This window comes from Halopseudomonas litoralis, assembly GCF_900105005.1.
GTDB classification, from domain to species: domain Bacteria; phylum Pseudomonadota; class Gammaproteobacteria; order Pseudomonadales; family Pseudomonadaceae; genus Halopseudomonas; species Halopseudomonas litoralis.
The window spans coordinates 1,687,379-1,706,904 of the sequence record NZ_LT629748.1; the positions used below are offsets into that span (position 1 = coordinate 1,687,379).

The 19,526-nt window shown below is 57.0% G+C and carries 18 protein-coding genes; 8 read left to right on the plus strand and 10 right to left on the minus strand.

Translation table 11 applies throughout. From position 1 onward, the window contains the following. Positions 1 to 54: 54 nt before the first annotated feature. The 6 genes from BLU11_RS08215 to ppsA all read right to left on the minus strand — a co-directional run bounded on the left by BLU11_RS08215 (position 55) and on the right by ppsA (position 5,786). Complete coding sequence (locus tag BLU11_RS08215; RefSeq protein ID WP_090272886.1) at positions 55 to 1,020, minus strand: OmpA family protein; 966 nt, start codon at positions 1,018 to 1,020, stop codon at positions 55 to 57. A gap of 94 nt (positions 1,021 to 1,114) precedes the next feature. Then, complete coding sequence (gene sigX / locus BLU11_RS08220) at positions 1,115 to 1,696, minus strand: RNA polymerase sigma factor SigX (RefSeq protein WP_090272887.1); 582 nt, start codon at positions 1,694 to 1,696, stop codon at positions 1,115 to 1,117. A gap of 37 nt (positions 1,697 to 1,733) precedes the next feature. Continuing rightward, a complete protein-coding gene (locus BLU11_RS08225) occupies positions 1,734 to 2,555 on the minus strand; it encodes a mechanosensitive ion channel family protein (RefSeq protein ID WP_090272888.1) in 822 nt (273 codons plus the stop codon). A 15-nt stretch (positions 2,556 to 2,570) separates the two neighbouring features. Then, positions 2,571 to 2,822, minus strand: coding sequence for a hypothetical protein (locus tag BLU11_RS08230; RefSeq protein WP_090272889.1), 252 nt, complete (start codon positions 2,820 to 2,822; stop codon positions 2,571 to 2,573). Between the two features lie 88 nt (positions 2,823 to 2,910). After that, the gene (rraA, locus tag BLU11_RS08235; protein ID WP_090272890.1) at positions 2,911 to 3,396 is read right to left on the minus strand and encodes a ribonuclease E activity regulator RraA; all 486 of its coding nucleotides are present in this window, start codon (positions 3,394 to 3,396) and stop codon (positions 2,911 to 2,913) included. Between the two features lie 20 nt (positions 3,397 to 3,416). Continuing rightward, positions 3,417 to 5,786 (minus strand): phosphoenolpyruvate synthase, encoded by a 2,370-nt coding sequence (gene ppsA / locus BLU11_RS08240; protein WP_090272891.1) that lies wholly within the window; start codon positions 5,784 to 5,786, stop codon positions 3,417 to 3,419. Between the two features lie 155 nt (positions 5,787 to 5,941). On the opposite strand from ppsA, the gene ppsR reads away from it, so the two are divergent. The 8 genes from ppsR (at position 5,942) to BLU11_RS08280 (ending at position 15,477) form a co-directional block, all read left to right on the plus strand. Next, positions 5,942 to 6,760 carry a posphoenolpyruvate synthetase regulatory kinase/phosphorylase PpsR gene (ppsR, locus tag BLU11_RS08245; protein ID WP_090272892.1) on the plus strand — a complete coding sequence of 273 codons (819 nt, stop codon included), beginning with the start codon at positions 5,942 to 5,944 and terminating at the stop codon, positions 6,758 to 6,760. A gap of 220 nt (positions 6,761 to 6,980) precedes the next feature. Further along, positions 6,981 to 9,167, plus strand: a complete 2,187-nt coding sequence (locus BLU11_RS08250; protein WP_090272893.1) for a TonB-dependent receptor domain-containing protein — start codon at positions 6,981 to 6,983, stop codon at positions 9,165 to 9,167. Positions 9,168 to 9,415: 248 nt separating this feature from the next. After that, a complete protein-coding gene (locus tag BLU11_RS08255; RefSeq protein ID WP_090272894.1) occupies positions 9,416 to 11,770 on the plus strand; it encodes a TonB-dependent receptor domain-containing protein in 2,355 nt (784 codons plus the stop codon). 25 nt (positions 11,771 to 11,795) lie between these two features. Then, positions 11,796 to 12,392 carry a PepSY-associated TM helix domain-containing protein gene (locus BLU11_RS08260; protein ID WP_090272895.1) on the plus strand — a complete coding sequence of 199 codons (597 nt, stop codon included), beginning with the start codon at positions 11,796 to 11,798 and terminating at the stop codon, positions 12,390 to 12,392. Positions 12,393 to 12,406: 14 nt separating this feature from the next. Continuing rightward, a complete protein-coding gene (locus BLU11_RS08265) occupies positions 12,407 to 12,916 on the plus strand; it encodes a DUF2271 domain-containing protein (RefSeq protein WP_090272896.1) in 510 nt (169 codons plus the stop codon). A gap of 72 nt (positions 12,917 to 12,988) precedes the next feature. Continuing rightward, the gene (locus tag BLU11_RS08270) at positions 12,989 to 13,870 is read left to right on the plus strand and encodes a DUF4198 domain-containing protein (RefSeq protein WP_456237240.1); all 882 of its coding nucleotides are present in this window, start codon (positions 12,989 to 12,991) and stop codon (positions 13,868 to 13,870) included. Then, the gene (locus tag BLU11_RS08275; RefSeq protein WP_090272897.1) at positions 13,870 to 15,219 is read left to right on the plus strand and encodes a sulfite reductase subunit alpha; all 1,350 of its coding nucleotides are present in this window, start codon (positions 13,870 to 13,872) and stop codon (positions 15,217 to 15,219) included. The genes BLU11_RS08270 and BLU11_RS08275 overlap by 1 nt, the downstream gene beginning before the upstream one ends. A 99-nt stretch (positions 15,220 to 15,318) precedes the next feature. Further along, positions 15,319 to 15,477, plus strand: a complete 159-nt coding sequence (locus tag BLU11_RS08280; RefSeq protein ID WP_044499643.1) for a YqaE/Pmp3 family membrane protein — start codon at positions 15,319 to 15,321, stop codon at positions 15,475 to 15,477. Here the strand turns inward: BLU11_RS08280 and BLU11_RS08285 are convergent. The 4 genes from BLU11_RS08285 to sufT all read right to left on the minus strand — a co-directional run bounded on the left by BLU11_RS08285 (position 15,461) and on the right by sufT (position 19,526). Continuing rightward, positions 15,461 to 17,215 (minus strand): GGDEF domain-containing protein, encoded by a 1,755-nt coding sequence (locus tag BLU11_RS08285; protein ID WP_090272898.1) that lies wholly within the window; start codon positions 17,213 to 17,215, stop codon positions 15,461 to 15,463. The genes BLU11_RS08280 and BLU11_RS08285 overlap by 17 nt on opposite strands. 229 nt (positions 17,216 to 17,444) lie before the next feature. Beyond that, positions 17,445 to 18,470: a GGDEF domain-containing protein gene (locus BLU11_RS08290; protein ID WP_157718638.1), complete on the minus strand. Its 1,026-nt coding sequence runs from the start codon at positions 18,468 to 18,470 to the stop codon at positions 17,445 to 17,447. An 87-nt stretch (positions 18,471 to 18,557) separates the two neighbouring features. Then, positions 18,558 to 18,977: a SufE family protein gene (locus BLU11_RS08295; RefSeq protein ID WP_090272900.1), complete on the minus strand. Its 420-nt coding sequence runs from the start codon at positions 18,975 to 18,977 to the stop codon at positions 18,558 to 18,560. Positions 18,978 to 18,992: 15 nt separating this feature from the next. Beyond that, entirely contained in the window at positions 18,993 to 19,526 is a 534-nt protein-coding gene (sufT, locus tag BLU11_RS08300) for a putative Fe-S cluster assembly protein SufT (protein ID WP_172828682.1), read from the minus strand.

Sequence of the window (19,526 nt, forward strand, 5' to 3'; positions counted from 1 at the left end):
TGAGCGATAAAAAAACCCGGTCAATTGACCGGGTTTTTTATTGCCGAAGATCGATTAACGAACTTCAACTTCTGTTTCAACTTCTGCTTCAACACGACGGTTCATGGCGCGGCCGTCATCAGTGCTGTTGTCAGCGATCGGATTAGATTCACCGTGACCGGCAGCGTTCACGCGGGAGGACTCAACGCCTTCGGCGATCAGTGCTTCGCGAACCGAGTTGGCGCGGCGCTCGGACAGATCCTTGTTGTACGCATCAGTACCGACGGAGTCAGTATGACCTTCAACGGTAGTGGTTACCGATGGGTAGGTCTTCATGAACTCAGCCAGGCTCTGGATGTCCTGACGGAACTCTGGACGAATAGTGTCGCGGTCGAAGTCGAACTTGACGTCCAGCTCAACGCGAACAGACTGCATTTCCGGAGCCGGTTCAGGAGCCGGGGCCGGAGCTGGTGCAGGCTCAGCCTGGGCAACAACCGGAGCAGCGCCACCAAAGTTCAGACCTACGCCAACGCCAGCCTGCCATTCAGTGTTGCCATGGTCCAGACCGTACAGCGCATCAACACCTGCCTTGACGAAGAAGTTTTCGTTCAGGTAGTTCTTGATACCGAAACCAGCCACCGCCATGGTGGTGCGGTCGTCTTGGCTGGTACCGATCTGCTCCAGCTCCTGATGGGCAAAACCACCGGAAACGTAGGGACGCAGTGCACCTTCGCCGAAGTGGTAAACGGCTTCAACGTGGGCCAGCTTGCCATCGATGTCTTCGCCATCGTTCGGGCCGCCATCGACTTCCAGGCTCTTATACGTACCCAGGCCGATATTCAACAGTACGTCGTCGGTGACGAAATAACCAAGGCTACCACCGACCAGTGTACCGTCGCTCAGGTTGTGGCGGCTATCGGTGAAGTAACGCTTGGCAAAAGCCTCGACTTCAACCGAACCAGCGCTCTGAGCCATGACCGGCACACCAGAGGCTGCTATAGCAGCACCTACAACGATACCTACTGTGTTTTTCAATTTCATTTTGAATCCCCGTTAAATCCATTCGGACGTTTGGTTTTGCGCAAAACTCGGAAGGAGTATAGCAGAGACTGGAGCATCGCAAGAAAATCCTGAACTAAAAGGGGTTGTTTATATGCCTTTTCAGCTTTTCCAGTGCACGCTTGTATCGCATCTTCGTAGCACTCAAGCCCATGTTCATGATGTCGGATATTTCCTGAAACTCCAGCTCGGCCACGAAGCGTAATACCAGAATCTCCCGATCCACCTGATTTACATGCACGAGCCAATGGTCAAGGCCCTTACTGTCTACAGCTGGACTTTCAGGTTCCTGGGCTTCCTCTTGGCCATCCAGGCTCAGCGCATCGTACAACCGTCGTTTCCGCTTCTCTTTTCGATACTGAGTGATGCACTCATTGTAAGTAATACTATATAGCCATGTCTTGAACTTGGCCTTACCCTCAAAGTGCTTGAGCCCGTTCAGCACCTTCAGCATTACCTCCTGACATACATCATCAGCATCCCTTTCGTTGCCAAGATATCGAGCACATACATTGAAGAGTGTGCGTTGATATCTTCGCATCAGCTCCTCATAGGCAACGGTAGTGTGAAAAAGTTCACGATTGGCGCGCGATACCAGCTCTTCATCCGTCATCTCGGATAATTGGCTGCGGCTGCGTGATGCTGAAGTCTCAGTCAAAACGGGTTATCACTCAGTTGGCTGGGCCGTGCCGCAATCAGCGCGACACCGGTTTATCGATCAGAGTACGGTTGGCTACGGAAATAAGCCGCCCCTCATCATCCATGAGTGTGGTTTTAACGGTGCCGATTTCCTCAATCACACCCTCAGCATCCTCGACCCGGATTCTGTCACCCACTTCATACAGTTCGCGCAGATAGACACCGGCAATGATCTGACTGACGGTTTCCCGGCTGCCCAACCCCATGGCCAATGCCGCGGCTGCGCCGAAGGACACCAGCACGATGGCAATGACGGTGTTGAGCAACTGCGTCTCGATCTGTAACTGTCCGATGGCCAGCGACACCGTGATAATGACCAGCAGGCCCTGCACCAGCCGGCTTATGCCGCCGGCGTAATCAGCGCCGATACTTTCGACGGTACCACGTACCACACCAGCGACCAGGTGTGACAGCAGCAGCCCGGCCAGCAGGATGAGCGCAGCACCGAACACCTTGGGCAAGTAAAGAGTAAAGGCATCCAGCGTCGATGATACCCGCGCCAGGCCAAGGGTCTCGGCGGCGGACACCACAAAGGTGAGAATGATGAACCAGTAGACGATCTTGCCGATGACTGCCGAGACCGGTGAGGCGATGCCGATCCGTCCGAGCATCTTGGTCACCCCCGCTCCGGCCATCAGCCGATCAAGCCCGAGCTTGGCCAATCCCTTACTCAGAACCGCATCGATAATTCGGGCGATGACAAAGCCGAGCAAGACAATGATCAGTGCCGTTATCAGGTCGGGTATGAAGGAGGCTACTTTGGTCCACAAAGCAGTCATCGCAGCCACAAAACTCTGGCTCCAGGTTTCTTGTTCCATGGGATAGGCTCGCTATTAATTCAGATCAGTGGAAGAAGGACCGCGCTGCTCGCGGCGCATGGTGCGGGCTTGTCGCAGCCCCCGTGCACCGCCCTCGCCGATGACCCAGCCCCAACGTGCGAACAGACTGAGCAGATCAAACAAACCGGTGCGCACATGTGCTCGATGCAGGACACGCTCCAACCGCTTGTCGTCCTCACCGGATGGCTGCCCGGCAGCATCCTTTTGCATCAGGCTGCGCAGATGTTGCTCAAAGGGATCGTCCATGGCTATCTCCGAATCAGTGAATACAGACGCACATCGGCCGGGTGATGCCACCCGGCCGATGTATTCATTGAAACACCCGGAGTAGAACTTACTCGGGCATCTGCAATGCAACGGGCGAAACGATAATACCGTTATTGTCGGCATATACGTATTCGCCCGGGCGGAAGGTCACACCAGCGAACGTGACTGCAACATTACGATCACCAATACCGCGCTTGTCGGTTTTCATTGGGTGACTGGCCAATGCCTGAATTCCCAATGCAGTCTGAATCAGCACGTCGACATCACGCACACAGCCGTAGATGATGATGCCTTCCCAACCATTGCGTGCGGCCTTTTCCGCCAGCATGTCACCGAGCAGAGCGCGGCGCAGGGAACCACCGCCATCAACCACCATGACCTTGCCGGTGCCATCTTCGTCAACCAGCTCTTTGACTACCGAGTTGTCTTCGAAACATTTTACCGTGACGATCTCGCCACCAAATGAATCATGGCCACCGAAGTTGCCGAACATGGGCTCGACAACGTCGACGTCGGGATAGGCATCACACAGATCCGGCGTTACATAGTGCATGATTTCTGCTCCTGTACTGATCAGCTGTTGTTTTCCGCAAGGAAGAACCAGGTATCCATCACCGAGTCGGGGTTGAGCGATACGCTCTCGATGCCCTGCTCCATCAACCAGCGCGCCAGGTCCGGATGGTCCGATGGACCCTGACCACAAATACCAATGTACTTGTCAGCCTTGCGGCAGGCGGCGATGGCATTGGCCAGCAACTTCTTGACCGCTGGATTACGTTCGTCGAACAGGTGAGCGATGATGCCGGAGTCCCGATCCAGCCCCAGTGTCAGCTGGGTCAGGTCATTGGAGCCGATGGAGAAACCATCGAAATGCTCCAGGAACTCATCAGCCAACAGCGCGTTGGCCGGCAGCTCGCACATCATGATCAGGCGCAGGCCATTCTCGCCGCGCTTGAGACCGTTCTCGGCCAGCAGCTCGACCACCTGCTGGGCTTCACCGACGGTGCGCACGAAGGGCACCATGATTTCGACGTTGGTCAGCCCCATCTCATCGCGCACCCGCTTCATCGCGCGGCATTCGAGTTCGAAGCAATCACGGAATGCTTCGCTGATGTAACGCGAAGCGCCGCGGAAGCCGAGCATGGGGTTTTCTTCTTCAGGCTCGTACAGACGTCCGCCGATCAGGTTGGCGTATTCATTCGACTTGAAATCGGACAGGCGCACGATGACTTTCTTCGGCCAGAAGGCTGCAGCCAGGGTGCTGACGCCTTCTACCAGCTTATCGACATAGAAGCCGACCGGGTCGCTGTAGCCGGCGATGCGCTTTTCCACGCTGTCCTTGACTTCTGCAGGCAGGCTGTCGAAGTTCAGCAGTGCCTTGGGATGCACACCAATCATGCGATTGATGATGAATTCCAGGCGCGCCAGGCCAACACCTTCATTGGGCAGGTTGGCGAAGTCGAAGGCGCGATCCGGGTTGCCGACGTTCATCATGATCTTGAACGGCAGCGGCGGCATGGCGTCGACGCTGTTGGTGCGAATATCAAAGGACAGACGGCCGGCGTAGATCATGCCAGCGTCACCTTCGGCGCAGGAAACCGTTACTTCCTGGCCGTCGCTCAGCTCGCTGGTGGCATTGCCGCAACCCACCACCGCAGGAATACCCAGTTCGCGTGCAATGATCGCCGCATGACAGGTACGACCACCGCGGTTGGTGACGATGGCGCTGGCGCGCTTCATTACCGGCTCCCAATCAGGGTCGGTCATGTCGGAAACCAGTACGTCGCCCGGCTGGACCTTGTCCATCTCGGATGCGTCGCGAATAATCTTGACTGGACCTGCGCCGATACGCTGACCGATTGCGCGGCCTTCAACCAGCACGGTGCCTTTTTCTTTCAGCAGGTAACGCTCCATGACGTTGACGTTGCTGCGGCTCTTCACGGTTTCAGGGCGCGCCTGAACAATGTACAGCTGCTGGTCGTCACCGTCCTTGGCCCACTCGATATCCATCGGGCAGCCATAGTGTTTCTCGATGATCACCGCCTGACGGGCCAGATTGACCACTTCTTCATCAGACAGGCAGAAACGCGCCCGTTCGGCAGCGTCCACGTCCACGGTCTTGATCGAACGACCGGCGGAAGCTTCCTCGCCGTAGATCATCTTCAGCGCCTTGCTGCCCAGGTTACGGCGCAGAATCGATGGGCGACCCGCTTCCAGAGTGGGCTTGTGCACATAGAACTCGTCAGGGTTGACCGCACCCTGCACAACGGTTTCACCCAAACCGTAGGCACCGGTGATGAATACCACATCACGGAAACCGGATTCGGTATCCAGCGTGAACATCACACCAGCGGTGCCGGTCTCGGAGCGCACCATGCGCTGTACACCGACCGACAGAGCAACCAGCTTGTGATCAAAACCCTGGTGAACGCGGTAGGAAATGGCGCGGTCATTGAACAGCGAAGCGAATACTTCCTTGGCCGCGCGGATGACGTTATCCACGCCACGGATATTCAGGAAGGTTTCCTGCTGACCGGCAAAAGAGGCATCGGGCAGATCTTCGGCGGTAGCGGAAGAACGTACGGCTACCGCCAGGTTTTCGTTGCCGGCTGAAAGCTCGGCAAAGGCGCCACGAATGGCTTGATCCAGAGCCGCAGGGAACTCGGCGTCCATGATCCATTCACGTATCTGCGCACCGGTGCGAGCCAGGGCGTTCACATCGTCCACGTCAAGCGTGTCCAGTGCGGCATTGATACGGTCATTGAGACCACTTTGTTCGAGAAAGTCGCGGTAGGCATCAGCAGTAGTAGCAAAGCCACCCGGTACGGATACACCGGCACCGGCCAGATTGCTGATCATTTCACCGAGCGAGGCATTCTTGCCGCCAACGCGCTCAACATCTCCAACACCCAGTTGCTCAAAGGACACTACGTACTCTAGCAAGGTGATCTCTCCGTCAATCAATGAATAGGTTAGCAGCGCGGGCTTTGCCGTCTGGTCTGCAAGTCACAAATACGCCACAATGCCACTTTGACGCTCAATTCTGGGGGCTCAGGACCGCTGTCCCCGGTAAATTCCGATATCTTAAGGCTTCGCGCATGAAACGCACTGCTTTTTTCATTTCCGATGGTACAGGCATCACTGCCGAGACGCTTGGCCAGAGTCTGCTCTCGCAATTCGAAAATATCCAATTCAGCAAACTGCTGCGGCCTTACGTGGATACCGTGGAAAAAGCGCGGGACATGGTACAACAAATCGATGCTGCTGCCGAGACGGATGGTCATCCGCCGATCATTTTTGAAACCGTGGTCAACCGGGACATCCATCAGGAGCTGGCCCGATCCAAAGGCTACATGATCGACATCTTCTCCACCTTTCTCGCGCCACTGGAGCAGGAATTGGGCGCCGGGTCATCCTATTCGGTAGGCAAATCCCATTCAATTCAGCATAACAGCAACTATCAGGACCGCATCGACTCCGTGCATTTTGCCATGGATAACGATGACGGCGCCCGCACCCATCACTATAAGGAAGCGGACATCATTCTGGTCGGCGTCTCCCGCTGCGGCAAAACGCCCTCCTGCCTCTATATGGCGCTGCAATATGGAATACGCGCTGCGAACTACCCGCTGACCGATGACGACATGGAAAGCCTGCAGCTGCCCGCCGCGCTGAAGCCCTACAAGCAAAAGCTGTTTGGTCTGACCATTGATGCCGATAGACTGGCCAGCATCCGCAACGAACGCCGCCCCAACAGTCGCTATGCCAGCTTCGCCCAGTGCGAGTTCGAGATTCGCGAAGTCGAAAACCTGTTCCGCCGGGAAAACATCCCACACATCAACTCGACGCATTTCTCGGTCGAGGAGATCTCCGCCAAAATCCTGGTACACATGGGCATCGAACGCCGCCTGAAATAACCCGCTACTGCTTTCTCTCTCCCCCGGGGAGCCGGCGGAGCTGGGCGTGCCCAGACAGCGTCGCTCCCCTTATCCTTCGGTATCTCTCCTTTCGAAACATTTACATTTGCCGGTTGAAATTTACAAATTGAGATGTAATATTGCCAGCGTCTGATAATCATTATCAATCTTGTTGGTAGACATACTCTATTGTCTCTCATCCATCCGAAAGGAGTTTCTGATGTTGTCGAACCGTCCTGCCTTTGCAGCACACTATGCCCTTGTCGGCAGTCTTGGCCTCTTGGCAAGCAGCGTTGCGCTGGCCAATGAAGAGACCATCCGCCTGTCCGACACCGTCGTGACCGCCTCGGGCTTCGAGCAGAAGATCACCGAAGCGCCGGCCAGCATCAGTGTGATCAGTCAGGAAGATTTGCAGCAGAATCGGTACAGCAACTTGGCTCAGGTGCTGGAAAATGTGGAAGGCATCGACACCAATCAGAGCACCGGAAAGACCGGTGGCCTCAATATCAGTATTCGTGGCATGGAAAGTCAGCACACGCTGATTCTGATCGACGGCCGCCGGCAGAACGCACCGGGCAACATCGCTCCTAATGGTTTTGGTGAAACCTCAACCAGCTTCATTCCGCCAATGTCCGCCATTGAGCGCATCGAGGTCATCCGTGGCCCGATGTCCACTCTCTATGGTTCAGATGCCCTGGGCGGTGTAGTCAACATCATTACAAAAAAGGTCGGTGATGAATGGAGTGGAACTGTAAGCCTTGATCACACCTTCCAGGAAAATCGCGATTACGGTGATGCCAGCAAAACCAGTTTCTATACCAGCGGCCCGCTGGTGGACGGACTGCTCGGCTTGGCGGTACGTGGCAGCCTCTACAATCGAGAAGAATCCGATCTGATGTTCGACAACGACTCAGAGGTCAGCAAGCGCGGTGCTTCTCCGGTTGAAGGTCGCAATTACACTATCGGTGGCCGTCTGAATCTGACTCCGGTTGCCAACCACGACTTCTATCTTGATTTCGAACGTGGCCGTCAGGTTTACGAGAATGATGAATGTCAGCTGGGTACATTGGATGGCAGGGATAGAAACTGTCAGGGTAATCCTGGTACGGCTAATGGGTATTCTGACCAGCTGCGCTTTGAGCGTGAACAGTATGCCTTGGGCCACAATGCTCATCTGAGCTTTGGTAATCTGAATAGTAGTGTTACGCATAGTACTACTGAGACTCTTGGCCGCACCATCCCTGGCGATATTGGCGTTCCTTACGCGGGCTTCCCGTCAATTATCGGCGGCAATGATCGTGAGCTGGAAACAACCGACCTGATACTCGACTCCAAGCTGGTAGCGCCCCTCGGTGAAGCCAATCTATTCACCATTGGTGGCCAATACCGCGACTCTGAAATGACCGACGGGATTGCCGGCGAGTATTTCGAGCAAGACTCCTGGGCACTGTTTGCGGAAAACGAATGGCGTATGCGCCATGACCTGGCTCTGACGCTGGGTGGCCGGTATGAAGACCACGAAGCCTTCGGTGGTCACTTCACCCCTCGTGCTTACCTGGTTTGGAACACCAATGATAACTGGACTCTGAAAGGGGGCGTCAGCAAGGGCTATAGAACGCCTGACCTGAACGACCTGCATGATGGAATCAACGGTATCACCGGCCAAGGCACGACCATCACTATCGGCAGCCCTGATCTTGATCCGGAAGAAAGCACCAATACCGAGTTCGGCGTTTACTATGACAACCTGACCGGCTTCAATGCCAATGCCACTGTGTTTCATAACAAATTCAAGGACAAAATTTCGGATGGCAATGATATTACCGTCACCGGCCACCCGACCATTTCCGATGGCGACTACTCACAGTTGACCAACATCGGCAAGGCCGAAACCCAGGGGCTGGAACTGGCCGCAAGCTGGATGTTTGCCCCCCGCTGGACCTTGAGCGGGAACTACACCTACAGCGACAGCGAGCAGAAAAGCGGACCGGACAAAGGCGAGCGTCTGAATAACACACCAGAGCATTTGCTCAATGCCAAGCTCAACTGGCATGCAACTGAGCGTCTTTCCATGTGGCTGCGTGGGGAATACCGTGGGGAGCGGACCCGCTTCACCCAACGCTATGCGAACTTGAATGCGGATGACCAGGCAATCGAGCGCCAGGTGGGCGACATGGATGCCTATGAACTGTTCCATCTAGGCGGCGCATACCGCGCCTCAGACAACGTTACTCTGACAGCCACTATCTACAACCTGTTCGACAAGGACTTTCTTGAAGGAACCACCTATGTCGATAGCGCCGGTGATACTCAGTGGTCTTCGAATTATGCCCATATAACACGCGGCACCAGCGGCACTATTCAGGAAGGCCGCCGCCTCTGGCTGTCCGCTACCGTCGACTTCTAAACGAGTCTGACCTGCTTCGGCAGACGCCCGCTTCGGCGGGCGTTTTCATTTCTCCCGTTTCCTCTCCCTCCTCCCTTCCCGCTTTCCTCGTGATAAACGAGAAATATTCCTGTTTATACGCAAAAAACGATAGCCCTTTCGCTCTTGGCTCCTTATACTTCCGCGCACAACCAATAATGATAATGATTCCGTTTAGCATGATGATCACATCAGAAGCCCTTCGGGCAAGGATCAAGGAGCAGCAACAGATGTCGATCAGAACCAGCCTTCCCTCCTACTTCACCGGTGGCGCTGCATTGCTTGCAGCCAGCGTTGCGTTAGCCAATCAGGACGCGGTACAGCTACCGGACGTCACCGTAGTATCGGCTACCGGCTTCGAGCAGAAGATCGCCGATGCGCCTGCCAGTATCAGCGTCATCAGTCGTGAACAGCTTCAGAGCAAACCCTATGCCGGACTGGCAGATGCCCTGCGCGATGTCGAAGGCGTTGACGTGGGTGCGGATCTGGACAAGAACGGCAATATCAGCATCACCATGCGTGGCTTGCCCAAGGATTACACCCTTGTTCTGATCGACGGGCGCAGGCAGAGCGATATCGGCGATATCGGGCCGAACAACTTCGGTAACAGCCAGTTCATGTACATGCCTTCGATGGATGCCATTGAACGTATCGAGGTGATTCGTGGGCCGATGTCCACCCTGTACGGTGCCGACGCCATGGGTGGTGTGATCAATATCATCACACGCAAGGTGCAGGATAACTGGGGTGGGTCGATCAGCCACGCGCTGAGCATCCAGGAAAACTCCCAGTTCGGGGATGACAAGAAAACCGATCTGTTCGCCAGCGGGCCATTGATCGAAGGGCTGCTCGGCCTGGGGTTACGCGCCAGTCTGTATGACCGTGAGCAGAGCGATCCGGGATATAGCGTAGGCACACTGATCAATGGCGACGGCTCGCTGTTCGAGGATGGCGGCAGCTTCGGCGACAAGAAGATCGTTGCTGCGAAGAACTGGAATGCCGGCTTCACCCTGAACCTGACCCCACTGGAAGATCACGATTTCCAGTTCGAATACGATATCGCCAAGCAGCGCTACGACAATACCGAAGGCCAGACCGGCACGCTGGATTCAGTGGATAGTTTGTGGCGTGCCCGTGGCGGCATCATCCAGCCTCGGGTCGGCTATGCGGAAAATCAGCGTGTCGAGCGCGAGCAGTTCGTACTGGCTCACACTGGCCGCTGGAGCTTCGGCACCAGCGATACCAGTCTGACGCGCAGCACCAGCAGTAACCTCGGGCGCTCTTTGCCGCTGACCGTGCAGGAACGAGGCGCCCTGCAGGATATCTGGAATCAGGCCTCCGCAGACCAGGGCGTCGGTACACCCGAACTCACCGATGAGTTGCGCGCAGAGCTGGAAAACACCTTCCTGCCGCGCAACCGCCGCGAACTGGAGATCCGCAACACCATCTTCGATACCAAACTGTCGAGCTCCATTGGTAGTCACCACTTCACCCTGGGCGGTCAGTATTTTCTCGCCGAGATGGAGGATGGTGTGTTCGGCATGGATGGCTCCGCCTATCAGTCCGGCGCGACTCAGGATCATAAACAGTGGGCGCTGTTTGCCGAAGATAACTGGGACCTCACCGAGAAGCTGACCTTCACCTACGGCGCCCGCTACGATGACCACAACATCTTCGGTGCCGAAGTCAGCCCCCGCGGCTATCTCACCTGGCGGACCACGGATAACTGGACGCTGAAGGGCGGCGTCAGCACGGGCTACAAGACCCCGAAACCAAACCAGCTGTTCCCGGGCATCGTTGGCTTTGGCGGCCAGGGCGTAAATCCGATGGCTGGCTCACCGGATCTGCAGCCGGAAACCAGCACCAACTACGAGATTGCGGCGTACTACGACAATCTGACCAACTTCAATGCCAACGCGACGCTGTTCTTCAACGAGTTCAAGGACAAGATCGCGCGCGCCGATGCCATCCCCAACTGCTACAACGCCAGCGGTGTGAAATACCTCAGTTCGGGCTGCGTGGACGTCGGTCCTGGTTGGGCTGAACTGGGATATGACAGCTTCAGCCAGAGCACCAACGTGGACAAGGCGCAGACCAAGGGCATCGAACTGGCGGCACGCTGGGAGATTATTCCCACACTCAGCCTCAGCGGTAACTACACCTATACCGACAGCGAGCAGAAAAGCGGCGCGCAAAAGGGCTTGCCTCTGGTCAACACGCCCGAGCACATGCTCAACGGCACGCTCAGCTGGGACGTACTGCCGCGTCTGAATGTAGCCTTGATCGCCGAACTGCGGGACGAGCGCTACCGCGGCACCGCCGTCAGCGCAGGTCCGACCCCGGTTACCCGCAAGCTGTATTACAAATCCTACGACATCTACCACCTGGGCATGCGCTTTCAGGCCAGCAACGATCTGACGCTGCATGGTCGCGTCAACAACCTGTTGGACAAGGACATGGCGGGGCGTAACTGTGAACCGACCTTCGATGATCTGGGCAATCACGACACCTGGTCCTGCTCGAACGATTACAACGTGACGGAAAAAGCACGCAGCTTGTGGCTGTCGGCCAACTACCGTTTCTGATAACCCCCGTAAACAAGAGAAGGCAATGAAATACCTGCTGATCGGCACATTGCGTCAATGGCACTGGATCAGTTCCGCCCTGTGCCTGGCCGCAATGCTGCTGTTCGCCGTCACCGGCATCACCTTGAATCATGCCGGCAGTATCGAGGCGCAACCCGATGTCCGCACGCTGAAATTGCAACTGCCGGAGGAGCTCGCGCCCCTGCTGGCAGTGGCTGCAGAGCAGCAGCAGCTCCCTGCCCCACTGCACCATTGGCTGGAGAGCATGCTGGCGGTCCGCTTCGATGAGCATGCCGCGGAATGGTCGGATGCTGAGGTCTACGTGGGGATGCCCAAGCCCGGCGGCGATGCCTGGCTGACTCTGGACCTGCACTCCGGCGAGGTGTTTTTCGAAGCCACCGACAGAGGCTGGATTGCCTATGCCAACGACCTGCACAAGGGCCGCCACAGTGGCGCAGCGTGGAGTTGGTTCATCGATATCTTTGCCGGAGTCTGTGTGCTCTTCACGCTGACCGGGCTATTGCTGCTTGGTCGGCAGGCACGCAACCGCCCCAGCACCTGGCCGGTTACCGCCCTGGGTCTGCTGATTCCGGTACTCATTGCCTTGCTGTTCATTCATTGAAAAGAGGATTGTTAATGCGTAAATGGCTTTTATTACCATTGGCTGCTGTTTTCGTCGCGCACTCGGGCGCGGCGCAGCTGGACGTTTCGGTAGAGGTGCCGCGGCTGACAGTCGCGGAATATCACCGCCCCTACGTAGCGATCTGGATCGAGAATACCGAGGGGCACGTCGCCGATCTGGCTGTCTGGTATGACCTGAAGCTGCGAGACAGCGAGGGTGAGAAATGGCTGAAGGACATGCGTCAGTGGTGGCGGCGCAGCGGGCGCTCACTGGAGCTCCCGGTGGATGGGCTTTCCGGCGCCACGCGCGCGGTAGGCGAGCATTCACTGTCGTTCGCTGGAGACCACCCTGCCCTGGCTGCGCTGCAACCCGGGGATTATCAATTACTGGTCGAAGCAGCCCGCGAGGTCGGTGGCCGCGAGCTGGTCCGCGTCCCCTTCAGCTGGCCCATTAACGAACAGATCAAACATCAGGGCACTGGAGAAACCGAACTGGGCAGAATCAGCCTGACCCTCACCCCCTGAACGTCCGATACCGCTGTCGACGCTCTTGTGCTGCGACATTGAAATAAAACCATTCTGGAACAGAACAATATCATGCTGAAACAACTCACTCGCTGGACCGCAATTGCCCTCGCCATCACCCTGCCGCTGTCGGCCAATGCCCATCGCGCCTGGATGCTACCCTCCACCACCGTGCTTTCAGGTGACGATGCCTGGATCACCGTGGATGCCGCCGTCGCCAATGACCTGTTCTATTTCGAGCATCATCCGCTGGTACTGGAAGGTATAGGCCAGTCGCCAGTCCGGGCCAACGGGCCAGGCGAGCCAGCCAGACCCCGCGCCGCCAACCGCCTGGTCATCACCGCCCCGGACGGTAAAGAAGTACCGGCGCAAAATGGCCACGTTGGAAAATACCGCAGCGTATTCGATGTGGAGCTCAGCCAGAAAGGGACTTACAAACTCGCGGTAGCCGGTGCCCCACGCTACTTCGCCCGCTATCAAGAGAACGGTGAGGACCGCCGCTGGATGGGTGATCTGGCTGATATAGGTCAGGCCATACCGGCCGATGTGCAGGAGCTGCAGGTCAGCCAGATGGAATCGCGTATGGAGGTGTTCGTCACCTCCGGACAACCCACCAACAGCGTGTTCACTCCCACCGGGCGTGGCCTTGAACTGCAGCCAGTGACCCATCCCAATGACCTTTTTGCCACGGAAACAGCGGAATTCATCTTCCTGCTGGATGGCAAGCCCGCCGCGGGCGTAGAGGTGAATATCATTCCCGGAGGCATCCGCCATCGCGACCAGCTCAATGACATCAAGCAGACCAGTGGAGCTGACGGCAAGGTCGCCATCACCTGGCCGAGCGCCGGTTTCTGGTGGCTGGAAGCCAAACTGGTGCAGAAAGACGGTGTTCAGCCGCCGCTGACCCAGCGTCGCGTTACTTATACCGCGACCCTTGAAGTCATGGCTCCCTGATGAGTATGCCGGAGCTGTCGGAGCTGCACTGGTTATTCAACAAGCGTGCGCTATGGGCTGCTCTGGCCATGAGTGGCTGGCTGATGCTGTGCTGGATCTGCCTGGGTAAATCCCGGCGCCCTGCGGTAATAAAGTCCGCAGCCGCGCCGGACTGGCTTATTGCCTACGCCAGCCAGTCCGGCGCGGCCCGAGAGATTGCCGAACGGCTTGCTCGGACCTTCCAGCAATGCAACCTGACACCCGTGCTGATGCCGCTCAATACTATTCAGCCGCAGGAGCTGGCCGGTTACTCCCGGGCACTGTTGATCATCAGCACCTATGGCGAAGGCGAGGCACCGGATAACGCTGCTGCATTCTGGCGCAAGGCTGAAGGTACCGAGCCCGACCTGAGCAGCCTTAATTATTCGATGTTGGCTTTGGGTGACGATCAGTACGCTGATTTCTGCGGCTTTGGTCGACGCCTGGCGCATTGGCTCAACGCAGCGGGCGCAACGGCTGCCACACCACGTCAGGATGTGAATCGGTTGGAACCAGGCAGCATCCAGAGCTGGTCTCGCCAGGCTTCGACCTGGGCCGGCGTGCCGCTGTACGATGCAGAGACATCAGGCGCGTTCGAGCAATGGAGGCTACTCGAACGCCTGCAACTCAACCCCAACAGCCCGGGCTCACCGGCCTGGCTGATACGTCTGGCACCCGTTGCCGATATGCCGATCTGGCAGGCCGGAGACCTGGCACAGCTGAGTATTGGTTCGGCCCTGCGCACCTACTCCATCGCCAGTCTTCCGGAAGACGGTGTATTGGAGTTGATTGTGCGTCAGGTCGTCAGTGCGCAAGGCGTCGCCGGCCACGGCTCCGGATGGCTATGCTGCCATGCAGAGCTCGGGGCGACGTTAGATGTCCGGTTGCAGTCCAATCCGGCGTTCCACTTGCCGGAGGGCGATGCTCCGGGGATTTTCATCGGTGCCGGAACCGGGCTGGCCGGCTTGCGCGGCTTGCTCAGGCAGCGCCAACATCAAGGTCGTGGGGATAACTGGTTGATCTTCGGTGAACGCTGCCTGCAGCATGATCTATGGCTGAACGAGGAGCTGGATTCCTGGGCCGCGCAGGGCAAGTTGCTTCTGGATAGATGTTTTTCTCGAGCGGAGCATCGCCCGGAGTATGTGCAACACCGCCTCGCCGCCAAAGCCGACCAACTGCGTCAGTGGGTCGACCGCGGGGCGAGTATCCATGTATGCGGCAGTCTGGCCGGCATGGGCCGGGAGATCCACCGCCTGTTACAGGAGCTGCTGACGGCAGAGCAATGGATGAAACTGCATCAGCAACAGCGCTATCGCCGAGATCTGTACTGAGCCGGAACCTCGAAACGGCGCTGGAACCATAGAGCCTTGGGGTAGTCACATAACCTGACGACCCGCTTCGTTAGTTATCGATAATTCAGGAGTACATACATGGACATCATCAGAATCATCATTGCCATTCTGCTGCCGCCGCTGGGGGTATTTCTGCAGGTCGGGTTTGCCGGTGCGTTCTGGCTCAACATTCTGCTGACGCTGTTCGGCTATCTGCCAGGCATCATTCACGCGGTGTGGATCATTGCTCGTCGCTGAGTACCGATTCAACACGTAGCGCGACTCGATTCCTACCCAGCCTCTTGGCTTCATAGAGCACGGCATCGGCGGTTTTCATCAAACCGTCGATCACCTCCTCCATTTCTCCCGGCCCGCTCCAGCTGGCACATCCGATACTGACAGTCACCTTGCCCCAGATTGACCCTTCATGATGTACGCCCAGCGCCTGTACCGCCCGGCGTAATGAGTCCGCCGCTTCGCCGGCGCCATCGAGATCATATCCTGGAAGCAGTACGGCAAACTCTTCACCACCGACCCGCGCTGGCAGCTCGCCGGTGCGTTTGAAACTGGCATCGAGCAGCCGCGCCAGTGATTTCAGGCACTCATCGCCGGCGGCGTGCCCGTAGAGATCATTGAACCCCTTGAAATAGTCGACATCGATCATCAAAAGACTAACGGGATAACCCAGTCGCAGCGCGCGCCGCAGCTCGCCAATCTGGTGCTCTTCAAAGCGCCGCCGATTGGCCAGACCGGTCAGCGGATCGGTCCGTGATAGCTGTACCAATTCCTGTCTCGCTTGCTCCAGACCAACGACATGATCCCAATGCTGCACCAGACTGAACAACCATTGCCCCGCGCCCAGCAGCAGCTCCTCGCGCTCGGGGGTGAGCTGCGAGTCGCTGTGGCGGCTGCGCACGATATAGCAAAAACTGCGCTGCGGGTTGATGAAGCGGATGAGCCAGGTTCTGCTATTGTGCCGTGATACCGACCACCCCATCTGCCCCGCCCAGAGATTGATATTGCTTGCTTGGTCCAGCCAGTGGTTATCGTCTTCCTTCATCCAGCTGGCACGGACCTTGTTGCTGCCTCGAACATGCGTATCAAGCAACATGCCACCATCCAGCTGCAGATATTGGCCAAGGGCACGCAACCTCTGGCGCATGGCCTGGGGATATTGAGCATGATCGAGGTGCATCAATTTCAGACTGGAGCCGGAAATGAGTTTCAGATAACCGTTGAGGTAAGCCAGTTCAGCGGTGCGCTCATCGACCCGTCGATCCAGATTGTCGCGTTCATTGGCCAGAGCTTCGATCGCACACTCGTGCTGCTCGGCATGATGGGACATGCCTTGCCGCAGGGTATCGAAGCCGCGTGCAACCAGATCGATTTCGTCATACCAGTCGCGCTGCTCCCGCGAAAGAACCAAGCGTGGCGCCCGCTTCTGGGGTTTCAGTGAACCGACATATTCGGCAATCAACTGCAGCGGTCGGCCAACCTCCTTATGCAACGTGCGAAACAGCACAAAAAACAACAGCATGGTGTACAGGGAAAATTCCAGAACACGCTGCAGGACGGAGTTTATTATCCGCTGACTGATCAGATCGTGACGGTAAAACACCTGCAACTCACCCAGTTGTCGCCCACCACCGGAAGGCGAATGAATAGCCAGGACGGAGTCCGCTTCAGCTCCCGCGACGGTCGCTTCACCCGCCTGCAACTGCAGTCCGGTTTCAGCATGCAAGCGCACCGCAGCAACCGACGGGAGCTCCACAATCTGAACAAGCTGCCCTTGCAGCGCGCTGATCTCGATATCCCACAGCGCCGTTTGCAGTAGCGGTATCTGTGTAGAGGTCAATTGACTCTGCAGGAGAGCATAGTCCTGCCTCTGCTCTCGCGTGATCACCAGCACCTGGACGATGGAGACCAGCAGCATGGCAATCAGCGCAAGCATTGTCAGACGCGCAAGCAGGCGCCGGCGAAGCGACTGAAATCTCATTCGTTCAGCTCCAGCCAGCGGTCGAAGGAGAAGTCATAATGGGGTTCACTACTGGTGCCGGAGTTGATGAAGGTGATGCTCAACGCGATGCCGCTCCCGGCATCAGCGTTGAGCATATCAGTACTGCGCGAAGCAGTAGGCAAACCCGGGTTATCGCAGGGTTCAAAAAGCGCACAAGCAAGAGACTCCACCATGAAGGCAAAATGATACCAGAGTCTTGGAGGTCCGTTCATCCGATTAAAGCTGAAACCTCATCGGCCAGATGAACAACACAGCGGTTGCGCCCACCATGCTTCGCGCGATACATGCATGCATCCGCTTTGTTCAGCCAGCTGATGCTGTCGTCTCCGGCATCCAGCAGAGCACCACCGATGGATACGGTCACCGGCCGACCGGCACTGCGCAAATGCGTGGAAATAGTCCTGACGATACTATTGGCCGCGCTTTCCAGGCCGGCCTGATCAATGTTGGACATCAATAATACGAACTCTTCCCCACCCAGACGAAACAACCGGTCCGAACGACGACTGGCGTTGCGAGTAAGCTGAGCGAACTCGACCAGAACTCGATCGCCTTCGACATGCCCTTGCCGGTCGTTGATACATTTGAAATTATCGAGGTCCAGCAACAACAAGCCAAACGGTGTGCCATGGCGGTTGTGGCTGGCCAGCGCGATTTCCATTTCTCTGGTCAGGGTTCGCCGGTTACCCACGCCGGTCAAGGGATCCATGTTGGCCAGGGTCCGCAAGCGTTGGCGCTGTCGCCCGGTGCGCCAGGCGAAGGTGAAGGCAAACAGACTGCACAAGAGACAGGTCGCAGTGAAGATCAGCATCTGCTGCAGATCGACAAATACCTCGCCAGGGTGCATAACGCCATAGATGCAGAGAAACGACAGGGCCAGCAAGGTCGCGATGGTGCTCTGAAGGGGTGGGATGACAAAGAAGTTGAACAGGATCAGACAATAGAACCAGAACAGACCGCCGGCCTGCACGTGGATGGATACAATGACCGCCGCAGTGCCGTATACAGCCGCGAGTATCTGTCCGGCCAGTCTGGTGCTGCCATAGCGCCAGGATATGGCAACGGCTATCAAGGTGGTCAGCAGCAATATTATGTCAACCGCAACCACTAACCAATTATCCTGCCACATCCGGTAAATCGCGAAGGGAGTGACACTGACAATGCCAAACACGCCGACGGTCGAGACTACCGCCAGCTGGGTATCACTCTTCAGTCGGCTCCAGACATCGTGCATCTTGTACATCCATGTATTTATTCTGGCGGTAAAAATACTCTGATCAAGATGCGAAAACAATAGCGGTGTGCCACCATCCAGGGAGGCTTACATGGCTTCGGCGGTATCCCTTATACGCTTGACCATAGCGCGCAGACCGTTGCCGCGGGTCACACTCAGGTGTTTCAGCAGATTGAGGCGGGTGAAATAGGCCTCGATATCGAAAGCCAGAATGGCTTCCGGTGTCTTGCCGTTGTAGGCAGCCAAGACCACAGCGAGCAGCCCCTTGACGATGAAGGCATCACTGTCGGCATCGAAAAACAACTTGCCGTCCTGCGCCCGGCTGGTCAGCCAGACCTGGCTCTGACAGCCGCGTACGATGTTCTGTTCGGTGCGCTGACTGTCATCCAGCGGTGGCAGCTCGCGACCAAGATCAATGATGTATTTGTAGCGATCTTCCCAGCTGTCAAAAAATGACAGCGTGTCGATAATGTCGTCGCTGCTGATATCTGTGCCGAATTGGCTCATGAAAAATCCTTGCCCCTAGAAAAACATACCGGTTTCAAGCTGTGCTTCTTCGCTCATCATCTCGCGACCCCACGGTGGGTCGAACACCAGGTCCACGTGCACCGTCTCGACATTGGGCACCCGACGCACCCGATACTCGACATCCCCGACCAATACCGGCCCCATGCCACAGCCGGGCGCCGTCAGGGTCATGCTGATGTCCACCCGCTTGGCCTGCTGATCGATGATCACCGAATAGATCAGCCCCAGGTTCACCAGGTCCACCGGGATTTCCGGATCGTAAACGGTTTTGAGCGCGGTCCAGACATCCGCTTCGCGGATCAGGTCGTCGGTTGGCTCGGGGAAGGTCAGCAGCTCCGGTTCAAGGCCGAGATTTGCTGCGTCGGTACCATCCACACGGACCATCTGGCCGTTGTAGGTAACCGTGTAATTGCCACCCAGCGCCTGGGTAATGGTTACAAAAGTATCTTTCGGGATCGTCAGCTCTGTGCCATCGGGGACCCGTCGCGCCGGGCAATCTGCCTGGGCGACAACCATACGTCTTTCCAT

What these genes read in the sequence shown, in the direction of transcription:
- BLU11_RS08215 (WP_090272886.1), bottom strand. Translation starts at nt 1,020, where the DNA reads ATGAAATTGAAAAACACAGTAGGTATCGTTGTAGGTGCTGCTATAGCA.
- BLU11_RS08225 (WP_090272888.1), bottom strand. Translation starts at nt 2,555, where the DNA reads ATGGAACAAGAAACCTGGAGCCAGAGTTTTGTGGCTGCGATGACTGCT.
- BLU11_RS08230 (WP_090272889.1), bottom strand. Translation starts at nt 2,822, where the DNA reads ATGGACGATCCCTTTGAGCAACATCTGCGCAGCCTGATGCAAAAGGAT.
- rraA (WP_090272890.1), bottom strand. Translation starts at nt 3,396, where the DNA reads ATGCACTATGTAACGCCGGATCTGTGTGATGCCTATCCCGACGTCGAC.
- ppsR (WP_090272892.1), top strand. Translation starts at nt 5,942, where the DNA reads ATGAAACGCACTGCTTTTTTCATTTCCGATGGTACAGGCATCACTGCC.
- BLU11_RS08250 (WP_090272893.1), top strand. Translation starts at nt 6,981, where the DNA reads ATGTTGTCGAACCGTCCTGCCTTTGCAGCACACTATGCCCTTGTCGGC.
- BLU11_RS08255 (WP_090272894.1), top strand. Translation starts at nt 9,416, where the DNA reads ATGTCGATCAGAACCAGCCTTCCCTCCTACTTCACCGGTGGCGCTGCA.
- BLU11_RS08260 (WP_090272895.1), top strand. Translation starts at nt 11,796, where the DNA reads ATGAAATACCTGCTGATCGGCACATTGCGTCAATGGCACTGGATCAGT.
- BLU11_RS08265 (WP_090272896.1), top strand. Translation starts at nt 12,407, where the DNA reads ATGCGTAAATGGCTTTTATTACCATTGGCTGCTGTTTTCGTCGCGCAC.
- BLU11_RS08270 (WP_456237240.1), top strand. Translation starts at nt 12,989, where the DNA reads ATGCTGAAACAACTCACTCGCTGGACCGCAATTGCCCTCGCCATCACC.
- BLU11_RS08275 (WP_090272897.1), top strand. Translation starts at nt 13,870, where the DNA reads ATGAGTATGCCGGAGCTGTCGGAGCTGCACTGGTTATTCAACAAGCGT.
- BLU11_RS08280 (WP_044499643.1), top strand. Translation starts at nt 15,319, where the DNA reads ATGGACATCATCAGAATCATCATTGCCATTCTGCTGCCGCCGCTGGGG.
- BLU11_RS08285 (WP_090272898.1), bottom strand. Translation starts at nt 17,215, where the DNA reads ATGAGATTTCAGTCGCTTCGCCGGCGCCTGCTTGCGCGTCTGACAATG.
- BLU11_RS08290 (WP_157718638.1), bottom strand. Translation starts at nt 18,470, where the DNA reads ATGCACGATGTCTGGAGCCGACTGAAGAGTGATACCCAGCTGGCGGTA.
- BLU11_RS08295 (WP_090272900.1), bottom strand. Translation starts at nt 18,977, where the DNA reads ATGAGCCAATTCGGCACAGATATCAGCAGCGACGACATTATCGACACG.
- sufT (WP_172828682.1), bottom strand. Translation starts at nt 19,526, where the DNA reads ATGGAAAGACGTATGGTTGTCGCCCAGGCAGATTGCCCGGCGCGACGG.